The 21727-nt window shown below is 56.2% G+C and carries 19 protein-coding genes; 2 read left to right on the top strand and 17 right to left on the bottom strand.

What is annotated here, in order from left to right:
• The first annotated feature begins 164 nt into the window (after positions 1-164).
• Positions 165-2258 (top strand): transketolase, encoded by a 2094-nt coding sequence (tkt, locus tag Q0X28_RS05910; protein ID WP_298577063.1) that lies wholly within the window; start codon positions 165-167, stop codon positions 2256-2258.
• Between the two features lie 26 nt (positions 2259-2284).
• Complete coding sequence (tal, locus tag Q0X28_RS05915; protein WP_298577065.1) at positions 2285-3397, top strand: transaldolase; 1113 nt, start codon at positions 2285-2287, stop codon at positions 3395-3397.
• 175 nt (positions 3398-3572) lie between these two features.
• Here tal and secG read toward each other — a convergent pair whose 3' ends face one another.
• The 17 genes from secG to Q0X28_RS06000 all read right to left on the bottom strand — a co-directional run bounded on the left by secG (position 3573) and on the right by Q0X28_RS06000 (position 21715).
• Complete coding sequence (secG, locus tag Q0X28_RS05920) at positions 3573-3809, bottom strand: preprotein translocase subunit SecG (protein ID WP_053961310.1); 237 nt, start codon at positions 3807-3809, stop codon at positions 3573-3575.
• Between the two features lie 159 nt (positions 3810-3968).
• Complete coding sequence (gene tpiA, locus Q0X28_RS05925) at positions 3969-4751, bottom strand: triose-phosphate isomerase (RefSeq protein WP_298577068.1); 783 nt, start codon at positions 4749-4751, stop codon at positions 3969-3971.
• A gap of 29 nt (positions 4752-4780) precedes the next feature.
• Positions 4781-5992: a phosphoglycerate kinase gene (gene pgk, locus Q0X28_RS05930; protein WP_298577070.1), complete on the bottom strand. Its 1212-nt coding sequence runs from the start codon at positions 5990-5992 to the stop codon at positions 4781-4783.
• 225 nt (positions 5993-6217) lie between these two features.
• Positions 6218-7234, bottom strand: a complete 1017-nt coding sequence (gene gap / locus Q0X28_RS05935) for a type I glyceraldehyde-3-phosphate dehydrogenase (protein WP_296238261.1) — start codon at positions 7232-7234, stop codon at positions 6218-6220.
• 262 nt (positions 7235-7496) lie between these two features.
• Positions 7497-8483, bottom strand: a complete 987-nt coding sequence (gene whiA, locus Q0X28_RS05940; protein WP_296238259.1) for a DNA-binding protein WhiA — start codon at positions 8481-8483, stop codon at positions 7497-7499.
• A 44-nt stretch (positions 8484-8527) separates the two neighbouring features.
• The gene (gene rapZ, locus Q0X28_RS05945) at positions 8528-9400 is read right to left on the bottom strand and encodes an RNase adapter RapZ (RefSeq protein WP_296238258.1); all 873 of its coding nucleotides are present in this window, start codon (positions 9398-9400) and stop codon (positions 8528-8530) included.
• 78 nt (positions 9401-9478) lie between these two features.
• Positions 9479-11407, bottom strand: a complete 1929-nt coding sequence (uvrC, locus tag Q0X28_RS05950) for an excinuclease ABC subunit UvrC (protein WP_298577073.1) — start codon at positions 11405-11407, stop codon at positions 9479-9481.
• 5 nt (positions 11408-11412) lie between these two features.
• Positions 11413-11889 (bottom strand): 6,7-dimethyl-8-ribityllumazine synthase, encoded by a 477-nt coding sequence (gene ribH, locus Q0X28_RS05955; RefSeq protein WP_296238254.1) that lies wholly within the window; start codon positions 11887-11889, stop codon positions 11413-11415.
• 111 nt (positions 11890-12000) lie between these two features.
• Positions 12001-13365 (bottom strand): bifunctional 3,4-dihydroxy-2-butanone-4-phosphate synthase/GTP cyclohydrolase II, encoded by a 1365-nt coding sequence (locus Q0X28_RS05960; protein WP_298577076.1) that lies wholly within the window; start codon positions 13363-13365, stop codon positions 12001-12003.
• A 45-nt stretch (positions 13366-13410) separates the two neighbouring features.
• Positions 13411-14040 carry a 3,4-dihydroxy-2-butanone-4-phosphate synthase gene (gene ribB, locus Q0X28_RS05965; RefSeq protein WP_296238249.1) on the bottom strand — a complete coding sequence of 210 codons (630 nt, stop codon included), beginning with the start codon at positions 14038-14040 and terminating at the stop codon, positions 13411-13413.
• Positions 14041-14125: 85 nt separating this feature from the next.
• Positions 14126-14722 (bottom strand): riboflavin synthase, encoded by a 597-nt coding sequence (locus tag Q0X28_RS05970; RefSeq protein WP_296238247.1) that lies wholly within the window; start codon positions 14720-14722, stop codon positions 14126-14128.
• On the bottom strand, positions 14722-15828 hold the full coding sequence (gene ribD, locus Q0X28_RS05975; protein WP_296238245.1) for a bifunctional diaminohydroxyphosphoribosylaminopyrimidine deaminase/5-amino-6-(5-phosphoribosylamino)uracil reductase RibD: 1107 nt from the start codon (positions 15826-15828) through the stop codon (positions 14722-14724). The genes Q0X28_RS05970 and ribD overlap by 1 nt, the downstream gene beginning before the upstream one ends.
• A 6-nt stretch (positions 15829-15834) precedes the next feature.
• A complete protein-coding gene (gene rpe / locus Q0X28_RS05980; RefSeq protein ID WP_296238242.1) occupies positions 15835-16494 on the bottom strand; it encodes a ribulose-phosphate 3-epimerase in 660 nt (219 codons plus the stop codon).
• A gap of 9 nt (positions 16495-16503) precedes the next feature.
• A complete protein-coding gene (locus Q0X28_RS05985; protein ID WP_298577079.1) occupies positions 16504-18054 on the bottom strand; it encodes an RsmB/NOP family class I SAM-dependent RNA methyltransferase in 1551 nt (516 codons plus the stop codon).
• Positions 18051-19007: a methionyl-tRNA formyltransferase gene (gene fmt, locus Q0X28_RS05990; RefSeq protein WP_296238237.1), complete on the bottom strand. Its 957-nt coding sequence runs from the start codon at positions 19005-19007 to the stop codon at positions 18051-18053. Before fmt ends, Q0X28_RS05985 begins: the two co-directional genes overlap by 4 nt.
• Positions 19008-19071: 64 nt before the next feature.
• Positions 19072-19593, bottom strand: coding sequence for a peptide deformylase (def, locus tag Q0X28_RS05995; RefSeq protein ID WP_296238235.1), 522 nt, complete (start codon positions 19591-19593; stop codon positions 19072-19074).
• A gap of 76 nt (positions 19594-19669) precedes the next feature.
• The gene (locus Q0X28_RS06000; protein ID WP_298577081.1) at positions 19670-21715 is read right to left on the bottom strand and encodes a primosomal protein N'; all 2046 of its coding nucleotides are present in this window, start codon (positions 21713-21715) and stop codon (positions 19670-19672) included.
• Between the last annotated feature and the right edge of the window lie 12 nt (positions 21716-21727).

A 21727-nucleotide genomic window follows, 5' to 3' on the forward strand; every position in this document is an offset into this window, starting at 1 on the left:
ACATTTGGCGAATTCTAGGAAACCCCCCAGCCTGCAGACCTGCCATTGTTGCAGGAAAGCAGAAAAGCCGCAGAATAACTCGACAATTCACGTCGGCACACCGGGTTGTCCGCCTACACTAAACAGAAAGAATGCTTAGTGGACCACTGAACAAGGAGCACTCCATGTCATTGAGCCCGGAACTCATGAAATATGTAGAACCGAACTACCCCAGCGATTGGACAGACCTCGATAGCAAAGCAGTCGACACTGCTCGCCTGCTCGCTGCCGACGCCGTCCAGAAGTGCGGTTCCGGCCACCCCGGTACTGCGATGAGTCTTGCCCCTCTCGCCTACACCCTCTACCAGCGGGTGATGCGTCTCGACCCGAAGGACCCAAAGTGGGTTGGTCGCGACCGATTCATCCTCTCCTGTGGCCACTCGTCCCTCACCCAGTACGTCCAGCTGTACTTCAGCGGCTGTGGACTGGAGCTGCAGGACATTAAGGATCTTCGTACCTGGGGATCTCTCACACCCGGCCATCCCGAGTACGGTCACACTGACGGTGTGGAGATGACCACCGGCCCACTCGGTCAAGGTCTTGCTACCTCGGTTGGTATGGCTATGGCAGCACGCCGTGAACGTGGCCTCTTCGACCCTGACGCTGCAGCTGGTGAATCGCCCTTCGATCACTACATCTACGTCATTGCCTCCGACGGCGATTTCCAGGAAGGTGTCACTGCGGAAGCCTGTTCACTTGCTGGTACCCAGCAGCTGGGCAACCTCATCGTCCTCTATGATGACAACAACATTTCGATTGAAGATAATACCGACATCGCCTTCACTGAGAATGTCGCTGCCCGTTACGAAGCCTATGGCTGGCACGTCCAGCATGTTGATGGCGGCGAGAACATTGCCGACATCGAGGCTGCCATTGACTCCGCTAAGAAGGTGACAGATAAGCCGTCACTCATTGTTGTGCGCACCATTATTGGTTATCCGGCTCCCACCAAGCAGAACACTGGTGCCTGCCACGGTGCGGCACTGGGCGTCGATGAAGTTCGCGCCACCAAGGAGGTTCTCGGATTCGACCCCGATGAGGACTTTGCTGTCGCCGACGAGGTTATTGCGCACACCCGTAAGGCAATCGATCGTGGTGCCGATGTACATGCGGAATGGCAGAAGAGCTTTGACACGTGGGCAGCTGCCAATCCGGAAAAGAAGGAACTCTTTGACCGTCTGTTCGCCGGTGAGCTTCCGGATGGATGGGATGCTGAGCTTCCCGTATGGGAGGAAGGTGCCTCGGTAGCTACCCGTAAGGCCTCAGAAGGTGCCATCAATGCACTCGCAAGTGCTCTTCCCGAGCTGTGGGGCGGCTCCTGTGACCTCGCAGGCTCCAACAATACAGTGGTGAAGGGCGAGGAGTCCTTTGGCCCTGCGACCATCACTACCGAAACGTGGTCAACTGACCCCTATGGCCGGAACCTCCACTTCGGCATTCGCGAACACGCGATGGGCGCCATCCTGAATGGTATCGCCCTCCATGGTCCCACCCTCCCCTATGGTGGTACCTTCCTTATCTTCTCCGAGTACATGCGTCCGGCTATTCGTCTCGGTTCACAAATGGGTACCAACGTCGTCTACGTGTTAACACACGACTCTATCGGTCTAGGTGAAGACGGCCCGACCCACCAGCCAGTCGAGCAGGTTGCGTGCCTGCGCGCTATTCCTGGCGTCTCAGTGTTCCGTCCCGCTGACGCCAATGAGACTGTCGCCTGTTGGAAGGCTGCAGTTCAGGATAAGCGAGGCCCGAAAGGCCTCGCCCTGTCCCGTCAGAATCTTCCCGTCCTGGCAGGGACGAAGGAGAAGGCCGCTGAAGGTGTTGTCCATGGTGGTTACGTCCTTCAAGACTGCGATGGCACCCCTGACGTTGTGCTGATCGGTACTGGCTCAGAAGTCCACCTGGCGGTCGATGCTGCTACTGCTCTCGCTGAAGAAGGCATTAAGGTACGTGTCGTTTCCATGCCATGCCTCGATTGGTTCGAGCAGCAGGATGCTGACTACCAGGATTCCGTCATTCCGAAGGACGTTAAGGCACGTGTTTCCGTTGAAGCCGGTTTGGCGCTGTCCTGGTGGAAGCTCCTCGGCGATGCCGGCAAGGCTGTTTCCCTCGAACACTTCGGCGCCTCTGCACCTGCTCAGGAGCTCTTCGAACGTTTCGGTATCACTGCAGAAGCTGTTGTGGAAGCTGCGAAGGCTTCTCTCGCTGACGCCAAGTAACCCTTAAGGAAGGACACATACATATTATGTCTATCAACCCTCGTATTGCCGCCCTCAAGGAGCTCGGCACCTCTGTGTGGCTCGATGATCTCTCCACCGACCTGCTTGAGAGCGGTGCTGTGGATGATTTCATTAATGAGACCGGCGTTGTTGGTCTGACCACCAACCCCTCCATCTTCGAGAAGTCGATTACCACATCCTCCACGTACGATGCCACCATCGCCAAGTGTGCAGCAGCTGGAGAGAATGCCTCTGAAGCAACCTTCTCACTCATCTGCAAGGATGTTGATGAGGCCTGCGAAAAGTTCCTTCCCGTTTGGGAGGCCTCTGGTGGGGTCGACGGTCGCGTCTCCATCGAAGTGGAGCCTGGTTTCGCCCATGACACCGCTAACACTGTTGAGCAGGCCCGTGCTTTGTGGAAGCGGCTGGACCGCCCGAACCTCCTCATCAAGGTTCCGGCTACTGCTGCTGGTATTCCCGCAATCAAGCAGCTTATTAGCGAAGGCATTAGCGTCAACGCTACGCTTATCTTCTCGGTAGAATGCTACGAAGCAGTCATGAATGCCTACATTGAAGGTCTCCGTGAAGCTAAAGATAAGGGCCTCGATATCTCCAAGATTGTTTCTGTCGCATCGGTGTTCGTTTCTCGCCTAGACGGTGTAGTCGACAAGCAACTCACTGAGGTGGGAACCGAGGAAGCACTCGCTCTGCGTGGCAAGGCTGGTATCGCCAATTCACGCCTTGCCTACGATGTCTTCGTCAAGGCACATGCCGAGGGCGGAAAGTTCGAGGATCTTGCTGCAGCGGGCGGCCATCCCCAGCGTCTGTTGTGGGCATCCACCTCGGTGAAAAACCCTGACTACCCCGACACACTCTACGTCGTTGAACTGGCTGGTCCCGACACCGTCAACACGATCCCGCAGAAAACCCTAAAGGCGATGGCGGATCATGGTGAAGTGAAGGGCGATACCCTGACAGGCACTGGTGAGGAAGCTGCTGCGGTATGGCAGGCTATCAAGAACCAGGGCATTGATCTGAACGCCGTTGTCCAAATGCTGGAAGACCAAGGCGTTGCCTCGTTTATCGAATCGTGGAAGAACCTGGTGGCTTCCGTCGAATCCCGTATGAAGGAAGACTAAAGGGCAACGGCCTAGTCTCCTCCTGAGTGCTTCGTCAATAAGTGGATCCCCTCCGAATGATCGGAGGGGATCCACTTATATATAGAATCTGAAAGCGCCAGCCCCGGGTTAGGTGGGAATAGCCGACTGGCTCTGGGCTAAAAGTTGCACTAGTACAGCAGGATGCTTACCCCTACTAGACTCCGAGGCGGATGACGACACCCATCGCGATAATGGAGATTAGCCAAATCATCGCAAAGATAATGGTAAGACGATCGAGGTTCTTCTCCACCACGCTAGAACCGGAGAGGCTTGATTGGACGCCACCACCGAACAGTGAGGACAAACCTCCGCCCTTACCGCGATGGAGAAGTACCAGCAGCATCAGAACTAAGCTGCTCACGATTGCGAGTACAAGTAGGAAGATCTTCATGGCGTCCTTCGTAAGTTAAATGCAGACTTCGCTAGTATACCGTTAAACAGGCAGAGAGACGAAGACGGCACGCATGCTACCGGTGGATATCGGAAGGGGAGGAGCAGCACTCAAGCGAGTGCATGCCCCTCCCCCTCTGCAGTTAACAGCAGAGAATCTTTAGGCAGCAGAGGAAGCAGCAAGTGCGCACAGCTTGGCAAACTCGTCAGCCTTCAAGGAGGCACCACCGACGAGGCCGCCATCGACATCCTCTTCCGCAACAAGCTCGGCGACATTTCCGGCGTTCATGGAGCCACCGTAGAGGATACGCATGGAGTCAGCCAGTTCCTGATCAGCAATGTCGGCAATGGTCTTGCGGATTGCAGAGCAGACTTCCTGTGCGTCAGCAGCAGAAGCCACCTTGCCGGTACCAATAGCCCAGATGGGCTCGTAGGCGATAATAACCTTGGCGAGTTCCTCGCGGCTCAGGCCAGCAAGGGACGCCTTGGTCTGAGTGGTGACGAACTCAACATGGGTTCCCTGCTCGCGGATCTCCAGAGCCTCGCCAACGCAGACGATGGGCTGCATGTTGTGAGCGATAGTAATCTTAGCCTTGGCAGCAACGTCAGCATCGCTCTCGGCGTGGTACTCACGACGTTCGGAGTGGCCAATCACGACATAGGTGCAGCCCAGCTTTTCCAGCATGGAGGGGGCGATCTCACCAGTGTAAGCACCGGATTCATGGGTAGAAACGTCCTGTGCGCCATAGGCGAGAGCCAGCTTGTCACCCTCGACAACATTCTGCACGGAGCGGATGTCGGTGAAGGGAGGAATAACGGCGACATCGACACTTTCGGTGTACTTGTCGGGAAGAGCGAAGGACAGCTTCTGGACGAGGGCAATGGCCTCAAGGTGGTTGAGGTTCATCTTCCAGTTACCGGCGATAAGCGGCTTGCGAGCCATGAGTTTTCTCCTTAGATAGAGCGAAGACGTTACTTTTGAAGAACGGCGATACCGGGCAGGTCCTTACCCTCGAGCAGTTCGAGGGAAGCGCCACCACCGGTGGAGATGTGCGAGAAGCCATCTTCATCAAGGCCGAGGGTGCGAACTGCCGCAGCAGAGTCGCCACCACCAACAACAGAGAAAGCACCATTTGCGGTGGCAGCGATAATTGCTTCGGCAATGCCACGAGTACCGCTGGAGAACTTCTCGAATTCGAAGACGCCGGCAGGACCATTCCAGAAGATGGACTTGGCTTCGGCAAGACGTCCGGCAAATTTTTCAACAGACTTGGAACCAACATCGAGACCCATCCAGCCGTCGGGAATCTCGTCAGCTGCAACAGTCTTGGAATCGGCGTCCTTGTCGAACTTATCGGCAACGACAATATCGACAGGCAGGGCGATGACATCGCCGTACTTCTCGAGAAGTTCCTTGCAGGTGTCTACCATGTCTTCTTCGAGGAGCGAGGTGCCGACCTCGTAGCCCTGAGCCTTCAGGAAGGTGAAGCACATACCACCACCGATGACGAGGGTGTCAGCCTTTGGGGCCAGCGATTCGATTACACCAAGTTTGTCGGAAACCTTCGAACCACCAAGCACCACAGCGTAAGGGCGAGCCGGGTTTTCCACCAGTTGAGAAAGGGTGGTTGCCTCATGTTCAACGAGCTTGCCAGCGTATGCGGGAAGCAGCTTAGCGATGTCATAAACAGAAGCCTGCTTGCGGTGGACGACGCCGAAGCCATCAGAGACAAAAGCACCATTATCACCGGTGAGGGCCTTGTATTCGGCAGCGAGCGACTGGCGTTCTGCTTCGTCCTTGGAGGTTTCGCGAGCGTCGTAGCGGACATTCTGGAGCAGCAAAATATCACCGTCGTTAAGACCACGAGCGCGCTCGACGGCATCGGGGCCGGTAACGTCCTCGGCGATCTGAACGAACTGGCCAAGCTGGTTGCTGAGTTCTTCGGCGACGGGTGCAAGGGAGTAAGCAGGGTTCGGTTCACCCTTGGGGCGACCGAGATGAGCGGAGACGATTACGCGAGCGCCTCCGCCAAGAAGAGCTTTGAGAGTGGGAAGGGAGGCGGTAATGCGACCCGGGTCGGTAATCACTCCGTCCTTGAGAGGAACGTTGAGGTCAGAACGAACGAGTACGGTACGGCCGGCAACGCCCTCAGCCAGAAGATCGTCCAGAGTTTGGACTGCCATAACTTTATTCTCCAATGATGTGCGTGTGTAGAAGTGCTACACGGAATGCGATTGGAGAGGGGCTCGGGAAGGAGCCCTCTCCGCTTCTATTGTCCTTGATTTCAGCGTCAAGGGCTAGGTATGCAACGAGCCTGGCCTATCACAGGATAGGCCAGGCTCGGAGTCTACATCGTCATCGAATCACGACCACGGTGGGGAGTTTCGATGGCCTACGCTCTTACCAGTTTAGAGCTTGGTGGCAACGAGGTCGACAAGGTTGGCGAGGCGGTTGGAGTAGCCCCACTCGTTGTCGTACCAGGCACCGATCTTGACGAGCTCACCATTAACACGGGTCAGACCAGCGTCAAAGATGGAAGAGTGAGCGTCGCCCTGGATGTCGGAGGAAACGTAGGGATCTTCGGTGTAACCAAGGATACCCTTGAGTTCGCCTTCGGCTGCCTTCTTCACAGCAGCGTTGACTTCGTCAACGGTAACCTCGCGGCTCAGGATGGCGGTGAGGTCGGTGATGGAGCCGGAGGGCAGCGGAACGCGGATGGCGAAGCCATCAAGACGTCCCTTGAGCTGCGGGAGGACGAGCGCCACGGCGCGGGCAGCACCAGTGGTGGTAGGAACCATGTTCAGGCAGGCGGCGCGGGCACGACGCATATCGCGGTGCGGGCCGTCCTGGAGGTTCTGATCCTGGGTGTAGGCGTGGACGGTGGTCATGAGGCCCTTCACGATGCCAAACTCTTCATCGAGAACCTTGGCAACCGGAGCCAGGCAGTTAGTGGTGCAGGAAGCGTTGGAGATGACGTCCTGAGAGCCGTCGTACTCTGCATCGTTGACGCCCATGACGATGGTGGCATCTTCGTTCTTAGCAGGTGCAGAGATGACGACCTTCTTGGCGCCAGCTTCAATGTGGCCGCGAGCCTTGTTGGCATCAGTGAAGATACCGGTGGACTCGACAACGATATCAACATCGAGATCGCCCCAAGGAAGAGCAGCGGGGCCTTCCTTGATAGAAAGAGCGCGGATCTTCGCGTCGCCAACGTAGAGGTACTCGTCGTCGTGGGAAACTTCCTTGTCGAGGCGACCCAGGATGGAGTCGTACTTGAGAAGGTGAGCGAGAACCTCGTTGGTGGTGAGGTCATTCACGGCCACGATTTCGATGTCGGTATTACCCTGAGCGCGCTGTGCTTCCACTGCGCGGAAGAAGTTGCGGCCAATGCGGCCAAAGCCGTTGATGCCTACTCGCACCGTCACATTAAGCTCCTTAAATAGATGTTCTGTTTGGGCGATGTTTTTCAATCACCAGCGCCTCTAAGAATAGTGGCTTACCTTCCGAATCGCACTTTTGTGAGATTTGAAAACACCATATTCCCAGGTCGCCTGGAAGTATGTGTGATTAAAAACACACAAACTAGTATGGCAACTGTTGCGTCACGTTCGCAAATTTTGCTAGAGATTCCCCGTAAAAAACAAAATCTGAAAGCCAATTACATTGATTATGTGTAACTCTCAGCAATTACATATCAAGTAACTCAGGGTTGCGCGCTGCCGCCGCCGTCTCCGTATCTGGTACCCCTAATTCCTCCGCCCGACGATCTGCCAACGACAGCAAACGCCGGATACGCCCAGCTATTGCATCCTTCGTCATCGGTGGTTCAGCCAAACGCCCTAATTCTTCTAAGGATGCTTGTCGATGATCAAGCCGCAGCATGCCAGCTGCTAACAAATGGTCTGGAATATCGTCACCCAGAATTTCGATTGCCCGCTCCACCCGCGCTGCGGAGGCTACCGCTGCCCGTGCTGACCGTCGCAAGTTAGCGTCATCGAAGTTTGCCAGACGATTAGCCGTCGCCCGAACCTCACGGCGTTTCCGCTGGTCTTCCCACACGGCACGCGTCTCAGGAGCCCCAATGACCCGCAGCATCTCCCCAATCTGCTCGGCATCACGAATGACCACGCGATCAGTCCCCCTCACCTCGCGCGACTTCGCGTTAATACCCAGCCGACGAGCTGCGCCCACCATAGCCAGCGCCGCCTCAGGACAGGGACACGTCACCTCTAGAGAACAGGAACGACCTGGCTCTGTCAGCGAGCCATGCGCCAAAAAGGCACCCCGCCACGCAGCAGCCGCATCTTCAACGGAACCAGCGACCACTGCGGCGGGAAGTCCCCGCACTGCTACCCCACGACGGTCCAACAGCCCCAACAGTCGGGCAAGATCACCACCATGCGGATCCAACCGCAGAAGATAACGGTGGGGACTGTTAGCCCCCGACCCCAGTATATTGAGCTCCATTGGAAAGTGGTATAGATGATCGATGCCTGCGACGACCCGACGCGCAATGGCCTCCGTATCGACTTCCGCCTCCAAGGCCAGACGGGCCCCGTGCTGATGAAGTGTGCCGACGAAACGCAGCAACGTCGCTAATTCTGCAATAAGCGGAGTGCGTCGCGGAACTGCAACCTTGGTCAATTCCTCCTTTACCGCTGCCGTCAACGACACAACAACACCTTCTTCCCTACCAGGCACTTCTGCCCACTGATACATTACTCACGGCCCAAGTCGCGATGCACTGCTGTTACATTAGCGTCTGGAATGGCCTCTCCAAGGCGGCGAGCCAGCTCCATAGTAGTCGCAACAGACCGATGCTTCCCGCCAGTGCACCCCACACCCAACAGCACATAAGCCTTGCCCTCAGCGCGATAACCAGGTGTCGCCAAAGTAATCATGTGAGCAAAGCTCTCGATAAACCTCTCCGCAACATCATTATCGAGTACATACTCAGCCACGTCCGCATCCATTCCAGAGTGTGGTCGCAATGCTGGCACCCAGTACGGGTTAGGAAGAAAACGCATATCAATCACGAAATCAGCATCAAGAGGTATTCCATATTTAAACCCGAAGGACTCCACAATAATGTCAAGTCCTTTCTCCCCTGAAGCACGAAACTCCGACAATCGCTCACGCAACTTTGTCGAGGTTAAGCGTGAGGTATCCACGACGAGATCTGCATGGTTCTTCAAGTCGGCAAGTAGCTCACGCTCGTCTTTAATGCCTTCCTCCAAGGGCCGCTTATCCTGCAAAGGATGGGTCTTGCGCAATTGGTTATAGCGTCTAATAAGCACCTCATCGGACGCATCGAGGAAAAGTACACGGGGTGACCAGCCGCGGGAGCGCAACTCATGGACAACGAAGTCGAGGGAGCCAGAAAAATTCTGTGAGCGGACGTCAGTGACAATGGCTAACCGTCGAATCTCCCGCTTGGAGTTCTGCGTAATCTCAGCGGTACGAACAATGAGCTCCATTGGCAGGTTATCAACGACATACCAGCCGAACTCCTCCAGCAGCCGGGCAGCAGTACCACGTCCCGCACCGGACATGCCAGTAATAAGAACGATCTCTAAGGGGTCAGTAGACACAGTGCGAGCCTCACTCTCTAGTGATCCACGACGACGGCACCGAGAGCAGTGCCGACTTCACCTCATAGTGTGCCAGATTTAAGCGTGTAGAGCCGCAAAAACCTTCTCAGCCCGCTGTCGACCGAAACCCGGGACTGTCGCGATCTCGTCAGCATTGGCCTCCCGCAGCTTCTTCATCGTCCCAAAATGGTCCATCAACGCTTGGTGCAGAGCGGGGCCAACCCCATCAATCCCCTCCAGCTCGGAGGCCACCATGTCCTTCGAGCGTCGCTTCCGGTGAAAGCTAATAGCTGTGCGGTGGGATTCATCGCGTATTCGCTGTAACAAATAGAGTGCTTCAGATTCACGGGGCAAGATAAGAGGATCCTTCTCCCCCGGTATCCACACCTCCTCGAGGCGCTTTGCTAGACCAACGACGGGAACATCCGTAATACCAAGCTCTTTAAGAACTTCAGCAGCTGCAGCGGCCTGCGGAGAACCACCGTCCACGACAAACAGCTGAGGCGGATAAACGCTGCGCCGTCTAGATACATCCGTAACGCTTCCCTCACTATCCGGAACAGCGCGCGCATCCTCTCGATAATGCTTGAAACGCCGCAGTGTAACCTCCGCGATGGAGCCCACATCATTTGACTGCCCATCACCGGCTGCCTCTTTGATGAGATAGGTGCGGTAATCAGACTTTCGCGGTAACCCGTCTTCGAACACCACCAAGGATGCCACGACATTGGTGCCCTGAATATGGCTAATATCAGTACATTCAATACGCAGCGGTGGCTGCGGGAGGCCTAGATAAGTCTGGAGTTCTTCTATCGCCAATGAGCGAGACGTCAGATCGGATGCACGTTTTAACTTATGCTGGCGCAGTGATTCCGCAGCGTTCTCCGTCACCGTCTCCAGAATGCGGACGAGATCTCCCCGCTGAGGCTGGCGAATCTCCACACGAGTATTTCGGATTGTAGACAACTGCTCTGTCAGTTCTTCCGTGTGAGGAGGCAGTACCGGAACAAGAATCAGGCGCGGAATGTCACCCGGATGTGTGTTGTAGAACTGCGGAAGAAAACTCTCCACCACGTAAGGCAGAGCAGGATCGGACACATTATCCTCCCACTCTCCCAGATCGGACTCCCCTGTTTTCGATACCACCCATCCCTGTTGGCCAACGATACGGCCATGTCGAAAACGGAAAAGTTGAACAGACGCTTCGATCTCATCAGACGCCACACCAATAACATCCGCATCTAGCGTCTCCTGCATCACTACAGTCTGCTTCTCCAATACCGCGTGTAAAGCGGCAATGTGGTCACGCAAACGCGCTGCCTTTTCAAAATCGAGGGAAGCGGCAGCTTCGTCCATTTCCGCGGTTAAGCTGCGAACAATTTCTTTGTCTTGGCCGCTGAGGAAACGCTCTAACTGCGCTATCAGTGCCTGATAGTCGGCAACATCAACCTGCCCTACACACGGTGCACAACACTTGCCAATGTAGCCTAACAGGCATGGGCGCCCTAAAGCGCTGTGTCGGTTAAACACTCCAGTCGTGCAAGTACGAACCGGAAACACCTTCGTGAGTTGATCTAGAGTGTCACGTAACGCTCCGACTTTTGCATAAGGACCGAAGTAGCGTACGTTCTTCCGCCGGGCCCCCCGATAGACCCATACACGTGGATAAATATCTGCCGAGGAGATAGCGAGTAGCGGATAAGACTTATCGTCCCGGAACTGAATATTGAATCGTGGCGAAAAGTGCTGAATCCACGTCCACTCCAGCTGCAGCGCCTCGCCCTCATTGGACACCACAGTCCAATCAACACTAGCAGCCTGGCTCAGCATTCGACGTGAAAGCGGTCGAATACTCTCCTCCGAGACAAAGTAGGAGTTCAGCCGGTTACGGAGATTCTTTGCTTTTCCCACATAGATGACACACCCATAGCTATCGCGAAATCGATAGACCCCAGGCTTGGTGGGAATCGTTCCAGGGGCAGGGCGAAAATCTGCGGGACACCCCATGCCCACTATCCCAACTGGCGAAGGCGCTTCAGCTCGCTGGCCACTTCCAACGCTGCAAAGGTAGCTTCGCCACCCTTATCCTCGACTGAATCTGCATAACCTGCACGGTCATGAGCCTGTTCCACGGTGTTCACGGTCAGCACAGCGTTTCCTACCGGAGTAGCTTCATCTAACGCCACACGCGTCAAGCCATCGGTGACAGATTGGCACACATAATCAAAATGGGCAGTGTCACCACGGATGACAACGCCAATTGCCACCACGGCATCATGGGTGCGGGCGAACTGCTGGGCTACCACGGGAAGTTCAATTGATCCAGCGACACGAGCGACATCAACGCTAGCACCGGTCTGTTCCGCCACCTCCCGAGCTCGGGCAAGCATCTGCTCACATAGGTCGCGATTCCACTGCGCGGCGACGATACCGACACGCATGCCAGTGGCGTCAAGAGTGGAGATACCTGGACGGCCTGCTTCTGCCATATCTGCTCCTTGAATACACAAGTGGGGTCGTAAATACTCTCCCATCCTACCCAGCACAGCCAAGGAAGCGACGAATCACCCACGCAAGGGCGCCACTACTAAGAACGCACCTTAATGGGAATGCTGATGGTGGGAACACCCACAGTCGCTATCACCACAGTGATGGTGCGAGTCTTCACTATCAGTTGTGCGAGTGTGGTCATGGTCGATCCACGCCGAGCTTTGCGCATCACTTGATGCACTACCAACAATCGCGTCGAGATCCTCAAGGACATGGCCCATCCGATCCCGCTTAGTCCGCAAGTAGGTGAGGTTCTCAGGGGTGACATCTAACGGCAAATGAGCGCGTCCAGTGATCTCAACTCCATAACCTTCTAGGCCTTCACGCTTGTCGGGGTTATTCGTCAGTAGACGCATGGAGCGTACACCGAGATCATAAAGAATCTGCGCCGCCGACGCGTATTCACGTGCGTCTGCAGGCAATCCCAACTTGAGATTCGCGTCAACAGTATCTTCGCCCTCATCCTGCAAATGGTATGCACGCAGCTTGTTCAAAAGGCCAATTCCGCGACCTTCATGACCGCGGAGATAAAGAACAATGCCGCGGCCCTCTGCATCAATCATCTCAAGGGAACGGTGAAGTTGGGGCCCGCAATCGCAGCGTCGAGATCCGAAAACATCGCCGGTAAGACACTCCGAATGTACCCGTACCAATACGTCTCGCCCGTCGTTGGCGGAAACGTCACCTTTGACGATCGCGACATGTTCCTGGCCGTCAATTAAAGACCGGTAGCCGATAATTCGGAAGTTTCCGTAATTCGTTGGGAGACTTGCATCAGTGACTCGTTCTATCAGCTTCTCGTGTTGGCGCCGCCACTGGATCAGGTCCTTTATGGAGATCATCGACAGCCCCTGTGCCCGAGACCATTCACGCAGCTCTACGGCCCGTGCCATGGTGGTGGGATCTTTCTCGGAGACGATCTCACACAGTGCACCTGCAGGAGACAAGTCTGCTAAACGGGCAAGGTCAACCGAAGCTTCAGTGTGCCCGGCCCGCATCAGTACCCCACCAGAAACAGCGCGGAGAGGCAAAACATGCCCAGGCCGGTTAAGGCTAGCGGGACCCGACGCAGGATCAGCCAAGGTGCGAATAGTCAGAGCACGGTCTGCAGCAGAGATCCCGGTAGTCGTTCCTTGTGCCGCATCTACAGTGATGGTGTAAGCGGTCTTTCGGGGGTCTTCACTGTGCGCCACCATTGCTGGCAGGTGTAGACGATCGCACAGCTCACCATCCATCCCGACACAGATGTAGCCGGAGGTATAGCGAATCATAAAAGCAAGGAGCTGCGGTGTCGCCTTTTCGGCAGCAAAAATCAGGTCGCCTTCGTTTTCACGATTCTCATCGTCGACGACGACAACCGGCCGGCCGGCGCCGAAGTCGGCGATGGCCTGCTCAATACTGTCGAATTCGATCACGGGTGGTGCGCTCCTTGGGGTCGGGGGACGTCCTCATCGTACTTGCTACTGTACTGGATCATGAACCCGTCGCCACTCCACCAAATCAGCGATGGAAATCATCGCGATCTTATGGTGGTCGCACCATTCACGCAGTTCTTCTCGCCTCGCCATCGTCGTCGGGTCTTTTTCTGACACGATTTCACATAGTGCCGCTACTGGCTCATAGCCGGCGAGCCGAGCGAGATCAGACCCTGCCTCAGTGTGTCCTACTCGGTTAAATACGCCGCCTGCTACGGCGCGAAGCGGCAAAACATGGCCAGGTCGATGGAAGTCGCTCGCAACAGCCGCGGGATCACCGAGTTTCTTGATGGTGAGGGCTCGATCATGGGCAGAGATTCCAGTTGTGGTTCCTTCTGCTGCATCCACGGACACTGTGTAGGCAGTGAGGCGACGATCTTCACTCTTCTCCCACATAATGGGGAGAGCCAAACGATCGCAGATGCTGGCATCCATACCGACACAGATATATCCCGAGGTGTAGCGGATCATAAAGGCAAGCAGCTCGGGAGTAGCCGCAGCAGCAGGGAAAATAAGGTCGCCTTCGTTTTCACGGTTGTCATCGTCGACGACAACAACGGGACGACCTTGTCGGAATTCTTCAATAGCAGTTTCGATGCTCTCGAAAAGGCTCACGATTTCGCTCTCGTTCTGTGGTGGTGACGTGTCTAGTATGGCCCATCAAGGCACGAACTAGAGAACTGGGATGGTGACAGATCTCTTACTTATAGGGAGTAAGGAGATGATCGACATATTTGGCGATCGCGTCGACCTCCACGTTTACTAGGTCTCCCACCTGTGCATCCCCAAAGGTGGTTCGAGCAAGAGTTTCCGGGATAAGGGAAACCTCTGCCCAGCTATCCCCTACCGCAGAAACAGTGAGGGAAACACCATTAAGCGTGATGGAGCCTTTATATGCAACAAAGCGAAGGATGTCAGGGTGAAGGGAGATTCTAACAACGTGCTCTGAGCTGATGGAGGAGATAGGTGCGGTGGTATCCACATGACCCTGAACCATGTGGCCACCAAGTCGTTCTCCCACTGCGATAGCACGTTCGAGATTCACGACGCTTCCAGGGGTGAGAGTCCCCAGCGTGGTAAGACGGAGCGTTTCGTGCATGACATCAGCGGTGAACCCGTTGTGAAGAATGTCAACGACAGTGAGACAAACACCGTTGACTGCAATGGAGTCGCCCTGGTCAGTTCCATCCATGACAGTAGAACACTCGACAGTGACACGCTGTAGGGGGCTGTCCGGCGTGCCACATTCCACTGCGTCGGCGAAGACTCCACGTTCTTCAACGATGCCAGTAAACACTAGAGCTTCCTCTCCAAAACGAGTTTGAGGTCTGCTCCTACTCTCTCACAACTTACAAACTGAAAGCGCTGTGCGTTCGGCAAAGTGTCAATAAGTGAGCTATGAGCAGCAGAGAGTCCCTGCCCGAGAATCATCGGGGCAGTGTACATCAATACTCGATCAGCATAACCCCGGGCCAGTAGATCTCCCACCAACCGGGGGCCACCTTCCACCAAGACGTCTTGATAGTCGGTGCCAGCAAAGTAGGCCAGTACGTCCTCCCACTTTCTGGTGCAAAGATGCGTCAAAGGCGCCGCCGCATACCCCTCGGGGATAACACAATTAGGAATTCCTGATGCTTGCATGCGCTCAATCTCGCCGGCAATGGCACTGGTACCAATGACGTAGCGATGCGGTTGATGGGGAAAGAGGTCGCCGTGCGGGTTACGAGCTGTCAACGCGGGATTATCTACCGCAAAGGTACCCGTTCCGACGACGATCGCATCTACTCGTGCCCGCTCAAGATGCGCGTCAGCACGGGCTTCTTCACCAGTAATCCACTGGCTCGTACCATCAATCGCAGCCGAAAAACCATCAAGAGTAGCAGCCATTTTAACGGTGACGCGTGGACGGCCCGTCTCTTGTTTATGAAGCCATGCCCCCAGACCGCCTTGCCGAACCTCGGCACGTTGGGTGCCGTCGAATTGCGTACAAGTCACTCCACGTGCTTCGAGGTAGTGCGCGCCGCCCCCAAACGAGGTGGTATCTGGAAAGGCGTAATGTAGTGCCGCTATTCCTGCTTCCGCCAAGGCATGTGAACAAGGGCCCGTCCTCCCCCAACTATTACAGGGTTCGAGGGTGACGACAGCGGTCCCACGACGTGCCGCCTTGCCTGCCATCCGCAAAGCCTCGATTTCAGCATGGGGCCCACCAGGCGGCTGCGTACATCCGATACCGCGCACATGGCCTTCTGCGTCAAGGATAACAGCGCCGACAGGGGGGTTCGGGGTACTCGACCCACGTGCGCACTCAGCGGCACGGATAGCGAGCCGGAGGGCTTCTGCTGGGCTGGCTGCTTGCCCCAGGTACGAAAGGACGGTCTCTGGGAGTTGTGGAGACGAGGTCATAACGCTTTACGCGACAGCTGCTTCTCGCAATTGTGCAATGGCGGCAGCGCGATCCGCCTGATTGTAGACGGCTGAGCCCGCAACAAAAGCATCCACACCAGCCTGGTAGGACACCCCGATGGTATCGGTGGCAATACCACCGTCAATCTCGATTAACGTGGACAATCCCCGCCGATCGATTTCCTGGCGGAGAATTCGCGCTTTGTCGAGAACCTCCGGCATAAAGGACTGGCCGCCGAAACCAGGTTCGACACTCATAATGAGAACCATATCGACGTCATCCAAAATATCGAGGTAGGGCTCGATCGGAGTATCCGGTTTTACTGAGATCGCTGCTTTTGCCCCCATCTCCCGCAACGTACGACACAGTGCTGCAGGATCGGGAGAAGCCTCCACGTGGAACGTGACGGAGTACGCTCCTGCCTTAGCATAGTCAGGAGCCCACCGCTCTGGATCCTCGATCATTAAATGGACATCAAGGGGCATTTCTGTGATCTTGCCGACGGCCTTCATCACCGGCAAACCAAACGATAGATTGGGAACGAAGTGTCCGTCCATAACATCGACATGCACCCAATCTGCAGAAGCAATCGCAGCCACATCATCAGCAAGATGCGCGAAATCAGCAGAGAGGATGGACGGGGCAATAATCGGTTCACGTTGCATAGGTCAATCCTACTTCTGCACAGAAGGTGAGACCGGACGTTTGAGGAGCGAAACGAACATCGCATCAGTCCCGTGACGGTGCGGCCATAGCTGAAGGAAAGGGGCACTAGTGACGTGCTGTGCTCCCTCACTTTGTGCCCATTCAGGCCACAGCGCAGTGGCGTCGAGAATATCGAGACCAGCTTCTACTGAGACATCTCGGACCACCGCCTCCGTCTCCCGTAGATGCGGGGAGCATGTGGAGTAGGCAATGACTCCACCGGGACGCACTAAATGGGAGGCACTAATAAGCAGTTCGCGCTGCAAACGGGTGAGATCAGCGAGATCACTTGGCTGCCGGCGCCAGCGTGACTCCGGTCGCCGGCGGAGCGAGCCGAGCCCCGAGCACGGTGCGTCAACCAGAATGCGGTCGAAACCACCCTCCAGCCCAGTGTCACGGCCGTCAACTTCCACGACTGTAACCGGTCGGCCTTCGCAGGCGTTCCGGACTAGATTCGCCCGGTGATGACTAGGCTCCACTGCGGTTACAGTCGCACCTGCGATTGCAGCCTCCGCACCCAAAAGTGCAGCCTTTCCCCCGGGTCCTGCGCAAAGGTCAAGCCAACGCCCTTGGTCCTCGCCGTCGAGCGGAGCTTTGCGAAGCGTCAGCGCCACAATTTGCGAGCCCTCATCTTGCACCCTGGCATGCCCTTCGCGGACAACTTCAAGCCGGCCAGGGTCTCCACCATCTATGAGATGAACTGCATAGGGGCTCAGTAGACTGATGTCGCCGCCCGTCATTGCTGCGACTTCCTCGGCTGTAGCTTCTCCTGGCAGAGCCACCAGGTGAACGATGGGGCGAGAGTCATCCGCCGCAAGGGCAGCAGCAAGTTCTGCGGAATCCTCATCAACCCGCAATGCTCCCGCGAACGCTTCCGCGATCCAACGCGGATGGGCCGTGCGGTACGCCAACGCCCCAAGGGGGTCCTGAGCAGCCTGTGGGCAGCAGCGTTCGTCCCATTCCTCCGGGGTGCTGCGCGAGATAGTTCGTAATACAGCATTGACGAAGCCCGCCGACCCCTGTCCACGCTCAGCTCGGACTAGCTCTGTCGAAGTGGAAACAGCAGCGTGCTGAGGAACACGCGTACGCAATAGCTGGTACGCGCCGAGGCGCAGGACATCGAGAAGGTCCCCATCAATTTCCTCAACTGGGCGATGCGCAGCTTCCGCGATAATTGCGTCGAGGAATCCTTGAGCCCGTACTGTACCGTTGGCGAGTTCCGTTGCGAAGGCAGCATCCTGCTTATTTAGATGGCGATGCCGTAGCTCCTGAGAAAGCATAATATTGGCGTACGCCCCATCCGCGCGCACGGCGCGGATGACGGTGAGTGCAGTCTCCCGTGCGGGATCTTTCACTACGGCACCACGACGCCGGTGAGCGTGACGCTGCTTCGGTGCAGAGTAACTGTTCCGTTTCTGCTGTCTCCGCTTCTTGGGTGTGGATTCAGCGGTTACTCGGGAAGGTTGTGCATTCTGCTGTTGGGCCGCAGTTTTGGAGCGGGATCGGAATCCACCACTCATTGCATAACCTCGTCTCCACGCAAATGAGCACCACGCGCCCAGTCTGCTGCGTTCATCATCTTTTTTCCTGGTGCCTGGATGGTAGCTAGTTGGATAGCGCCAGTCGCAGTTCCAACAAGCACATATTTGCCGGTAAAGAAGAGTTGACCGGGGGCTAGAGCGGCTCCAGAATTGGCGGGTTGCTGGGCAATCGCCGGAATGAGCGGGGTGGTGCCTCCGATCTTCAGTCGTGTTTCCCCTAGCATGGTCCATGCACCAGGAGTCGGTGTCATCGCTCGAATATGTCGATCGACAAGATGAGTTGGAAGTCCCCAACGAATACGGGCATCCTCGGTAGAGATCTTTGAGGTATAGCTCACTCCGACATGTGGTTGTGGAAGTGGTGTAAGAGAGCCATCTGCGATACCGTCCATGGTGTCAGTAAGGAGACGCGCGCCCTGTTCGGCAAGCCGCTGCATCAGCGTAGCGCTCGTGTCTGTGGGGCGAATGGTTTCGGTAACAGTACCAAAAATTGGGCCGCTATCCATCCCTTCATCGAGGCGGAAAGTGGTTGCACCGGATATCTCATCACCTGCCGCAATGGCAGATTGGACGGGTGCTGCACCACGCCACTGGGGTAATAGGGAAAAGTGGAGATTAACCCATCCGTGCTGCGGGATCTCCAAGGCAGCTGGCCGGAGCAGTTGACCGTAAGCGACAACCGGGCAGCAGTCCGGCCGGTGGCTAGCGAGTTGTGCGAGAAAATCGGCATCGCTCGCTGAGTGTGGTTTGAGAATGGGAATCCCGTGCTCTTCAGCGCATAACGCCACAGGAGACGGACGAAGCTTACGGCCGCGACCATACGGGGCATCTGGTTGGGTAATAACCGCTACCACGTGATGGTGAGGAGAGTTGCAGAGAGCCTGCAATGATGGAACCGCCGCTTCCGGAGTTCCTGCGAAAACCAGCCGCATTGAGCGCCTTTCTTAATGACTGAAGGGGACCCGATAGGTGGGACACGAAACAATAAGAGATACGTTAGCCCTGTGGAAGCACGGAGGGCTGTCCGAACCACTGAGCGTTGCGAATCTCCGCCATGGCAAGCTTTCGATCCTCAGCGCGCTGTTGTTTCATGAACATGATGCCGTTGAGGTGGTCCGTCTCGTGCTGAATACACCGAGCCATCAGCTCGGTGCCTTCGTACTTCACTGGATTCCCGTGACAGTCCTGCCCCCGTACGACCACATGGTTATATCGTTCCACATTGCCATAAACACCGGGTACAGAGAGGCATCCTTCCATGCCGTACTGCATCTCCTCCCCGATGGGCTCCCACTCAGGGTTAACAACGTAGCCGTCGTCGCCGCCTCCACAATCGAAGACAAAGAGTCTTAAGGACACACCAACTTGAGGTGCAGCAAGACCTACGCCATTGTCTGCACGCATGGTGTCAAACATATCTTCCACCAGCTTCTCCAAGGCACCGTCGAAGTCCGTTACCTCATCGGCACGTGTGCGAAGTACGGGGTCGGGGAAAAGCCGGACGGGAAGAACAGCCATAAAAATCCTTTCACACGGTCGCTCTTTACCAGCAAGTCTAGTCATTCCAGCAGCCAAACGCTGCATAGCTCAGGTATCACCCAATATGTACAGGATCCACTTGGATGCGGACGGGTACGGCTCCGTTGCGGGCCGAACGATACCGGACAATTCTGCGCACCGCTCCAAGCAATTCAGCGAATTGGGACGGGCGCACGCGGAGTAGTATCCGCACGAGTTCCCCATCGATATCAGTATTCCCCGACGGAAGCGCAGCGAAAACGGGGAGCTCTACAGGGCCTAGGGTTGTCACCGGTACCTCATCATTGATTTCTGCGGCACATTCTTTTACTGCAGCAAATTCACCATCAATAGCGATGAGATGCTGGCTAGGTGGTAGCTGAGCGTTCTCTCTTTCGAGACGAAGCCTCTCGGCGACTCCACACGGGTCCCACCGGATCAGCCCTTGGATGAGCGGATGTGCTGGATCGCCCGCGACAATAGCCTCTCCACCATGCGTAAATGGGCGGACGAGGCGTACCGCGTTACACCAAAGCCGCAGGGTATCCTCTTCTGCGGACAGGTCAGGTCGTTGGGTCAACGCCCAGGGATCTAGCATCACCAGTGCACCGTATCCAGTTGGAGCGACTGGCTCACTACCTGGTGTGGAGACAACAATTGCAGGACCTGCAGGAATGGTTTCCTTTCGTTCATCGCCATAGGAAAGGATGATAGGAAAACCGGGGAATGCGCGCCCCAGTTCCTCAGCAGTTCGCCCTGCCCCTATAGTTGCTGCACGCAACTTATGGCTTCCGCAGTGTGGGCAGGCAAATCGCGGTTCTGGAGTTCCACACCAACGGCAGAGAGGCACCTGCGCGTGGTCTGCACGTCCTTGACCATGTGGGAGGCTTAACGGGCCTCCGCAGTGCCGACAACGGACAGGCTCGTGACAATATCCACAAACCAATGTGGGAATATACCCTCGCCGTGGAACCTGGAAGAGGGCTGGTTCTCCCCTCTCTAAAGAGGCTTTGACGGCCCGGAATGCCGCGTGGGGAATGCGTGCTGCACGAGCAAGAGGGTCTTGCTCCAGCGCCTTGTCCGAATCCCCAGGAGCAGTAATACGCGGCAAGCTAGCCTTTAGTTCGGTGCGTTCTGGCTGAAGGTAGTGAGCCCAGCCGTCAGCAACACGCTGGCTCATAGCGATGCTGACCATCCATCCTGCCGCAAGAAAATTAGCACCTTCAGCTTCTGCACGGTGGGCCAGTACGTCCCGTGGATGTGGATAAGGTGCTCGTGGTTCCGAGAAAATCTCATTGCCGTCATCGAGAAGAAGCACGGTGTGAAGGTTCGGTAAAGGGCTAAAAGCAGCTGCCCGTGTACCAATGATGACGTCTACCGCCCCGTACAGCGCCTGCAGCCAGGTGCGATAACGCGGTGCTTGGCCGGAGGCGGCCGATAGCCCCACAATTCCGTCACTACCCAAAGTATCTCGCACATGCGTCAGCAGAGGGTCGAGATCGTATTGATCCGGTACCAGCACCAGAACTGCCCCTCCAGCACGCCGAGCAATCCGAATAAGATCGCACACTCGTGCGGCGAGATCTTCATCGGGAAGCAGCTGCCACGCTGCCCGTACTCTTTGGGAGGGAAGCGCTCCCACCATGCTGGTGCCCCAACGGTACCGCGCCCACGCTCTCTGAGACTCTTTAGGAAGCCCAAGTTCACTATTGATACTGGTGGTGCTATCAACAGCTCGCGGTGTCGGGAGGTCCTCTTTGTCGATCCGGGAGACACGAGGTGGGATAGCTAGCCTTATGACGTCCGCTACGGTGCCTGCATAGCGACGCGCCGTCCATTCCACTAGTTCTCGGAACGAGCCAGTAAGAACCCGATGTGGGGAGATTACTCTTCGAAGTGGTGTCAGTTCGCCTGGGTACTCACTATCTGTGCGCCGTTCAAGAAGGTATCCATCAACCTGGCGCCCATGGAAGATCACTCGCACCCGTGTCCCTGGCTGGGCATCATCCGCGAGCTCAACGGGGACAGAATAGTCAAAGCCTCGATCCAAATGCGGCACATCAAGCAAAGGGAGCACCCGCGCAACGGGATTATCCGCTGCTAAACGTAAGGAACTGGCCATGCTTTATTCTTA

Origin of the sequence: uncultured Lawsonella sp. (assembly GCF_947252745.1) — a bacterium.
Lineage (GTDB): Bacteria > Actinomycetota > Actinomycetes > Mycobacteriales > Mycobacteriaceae > Lawsonella.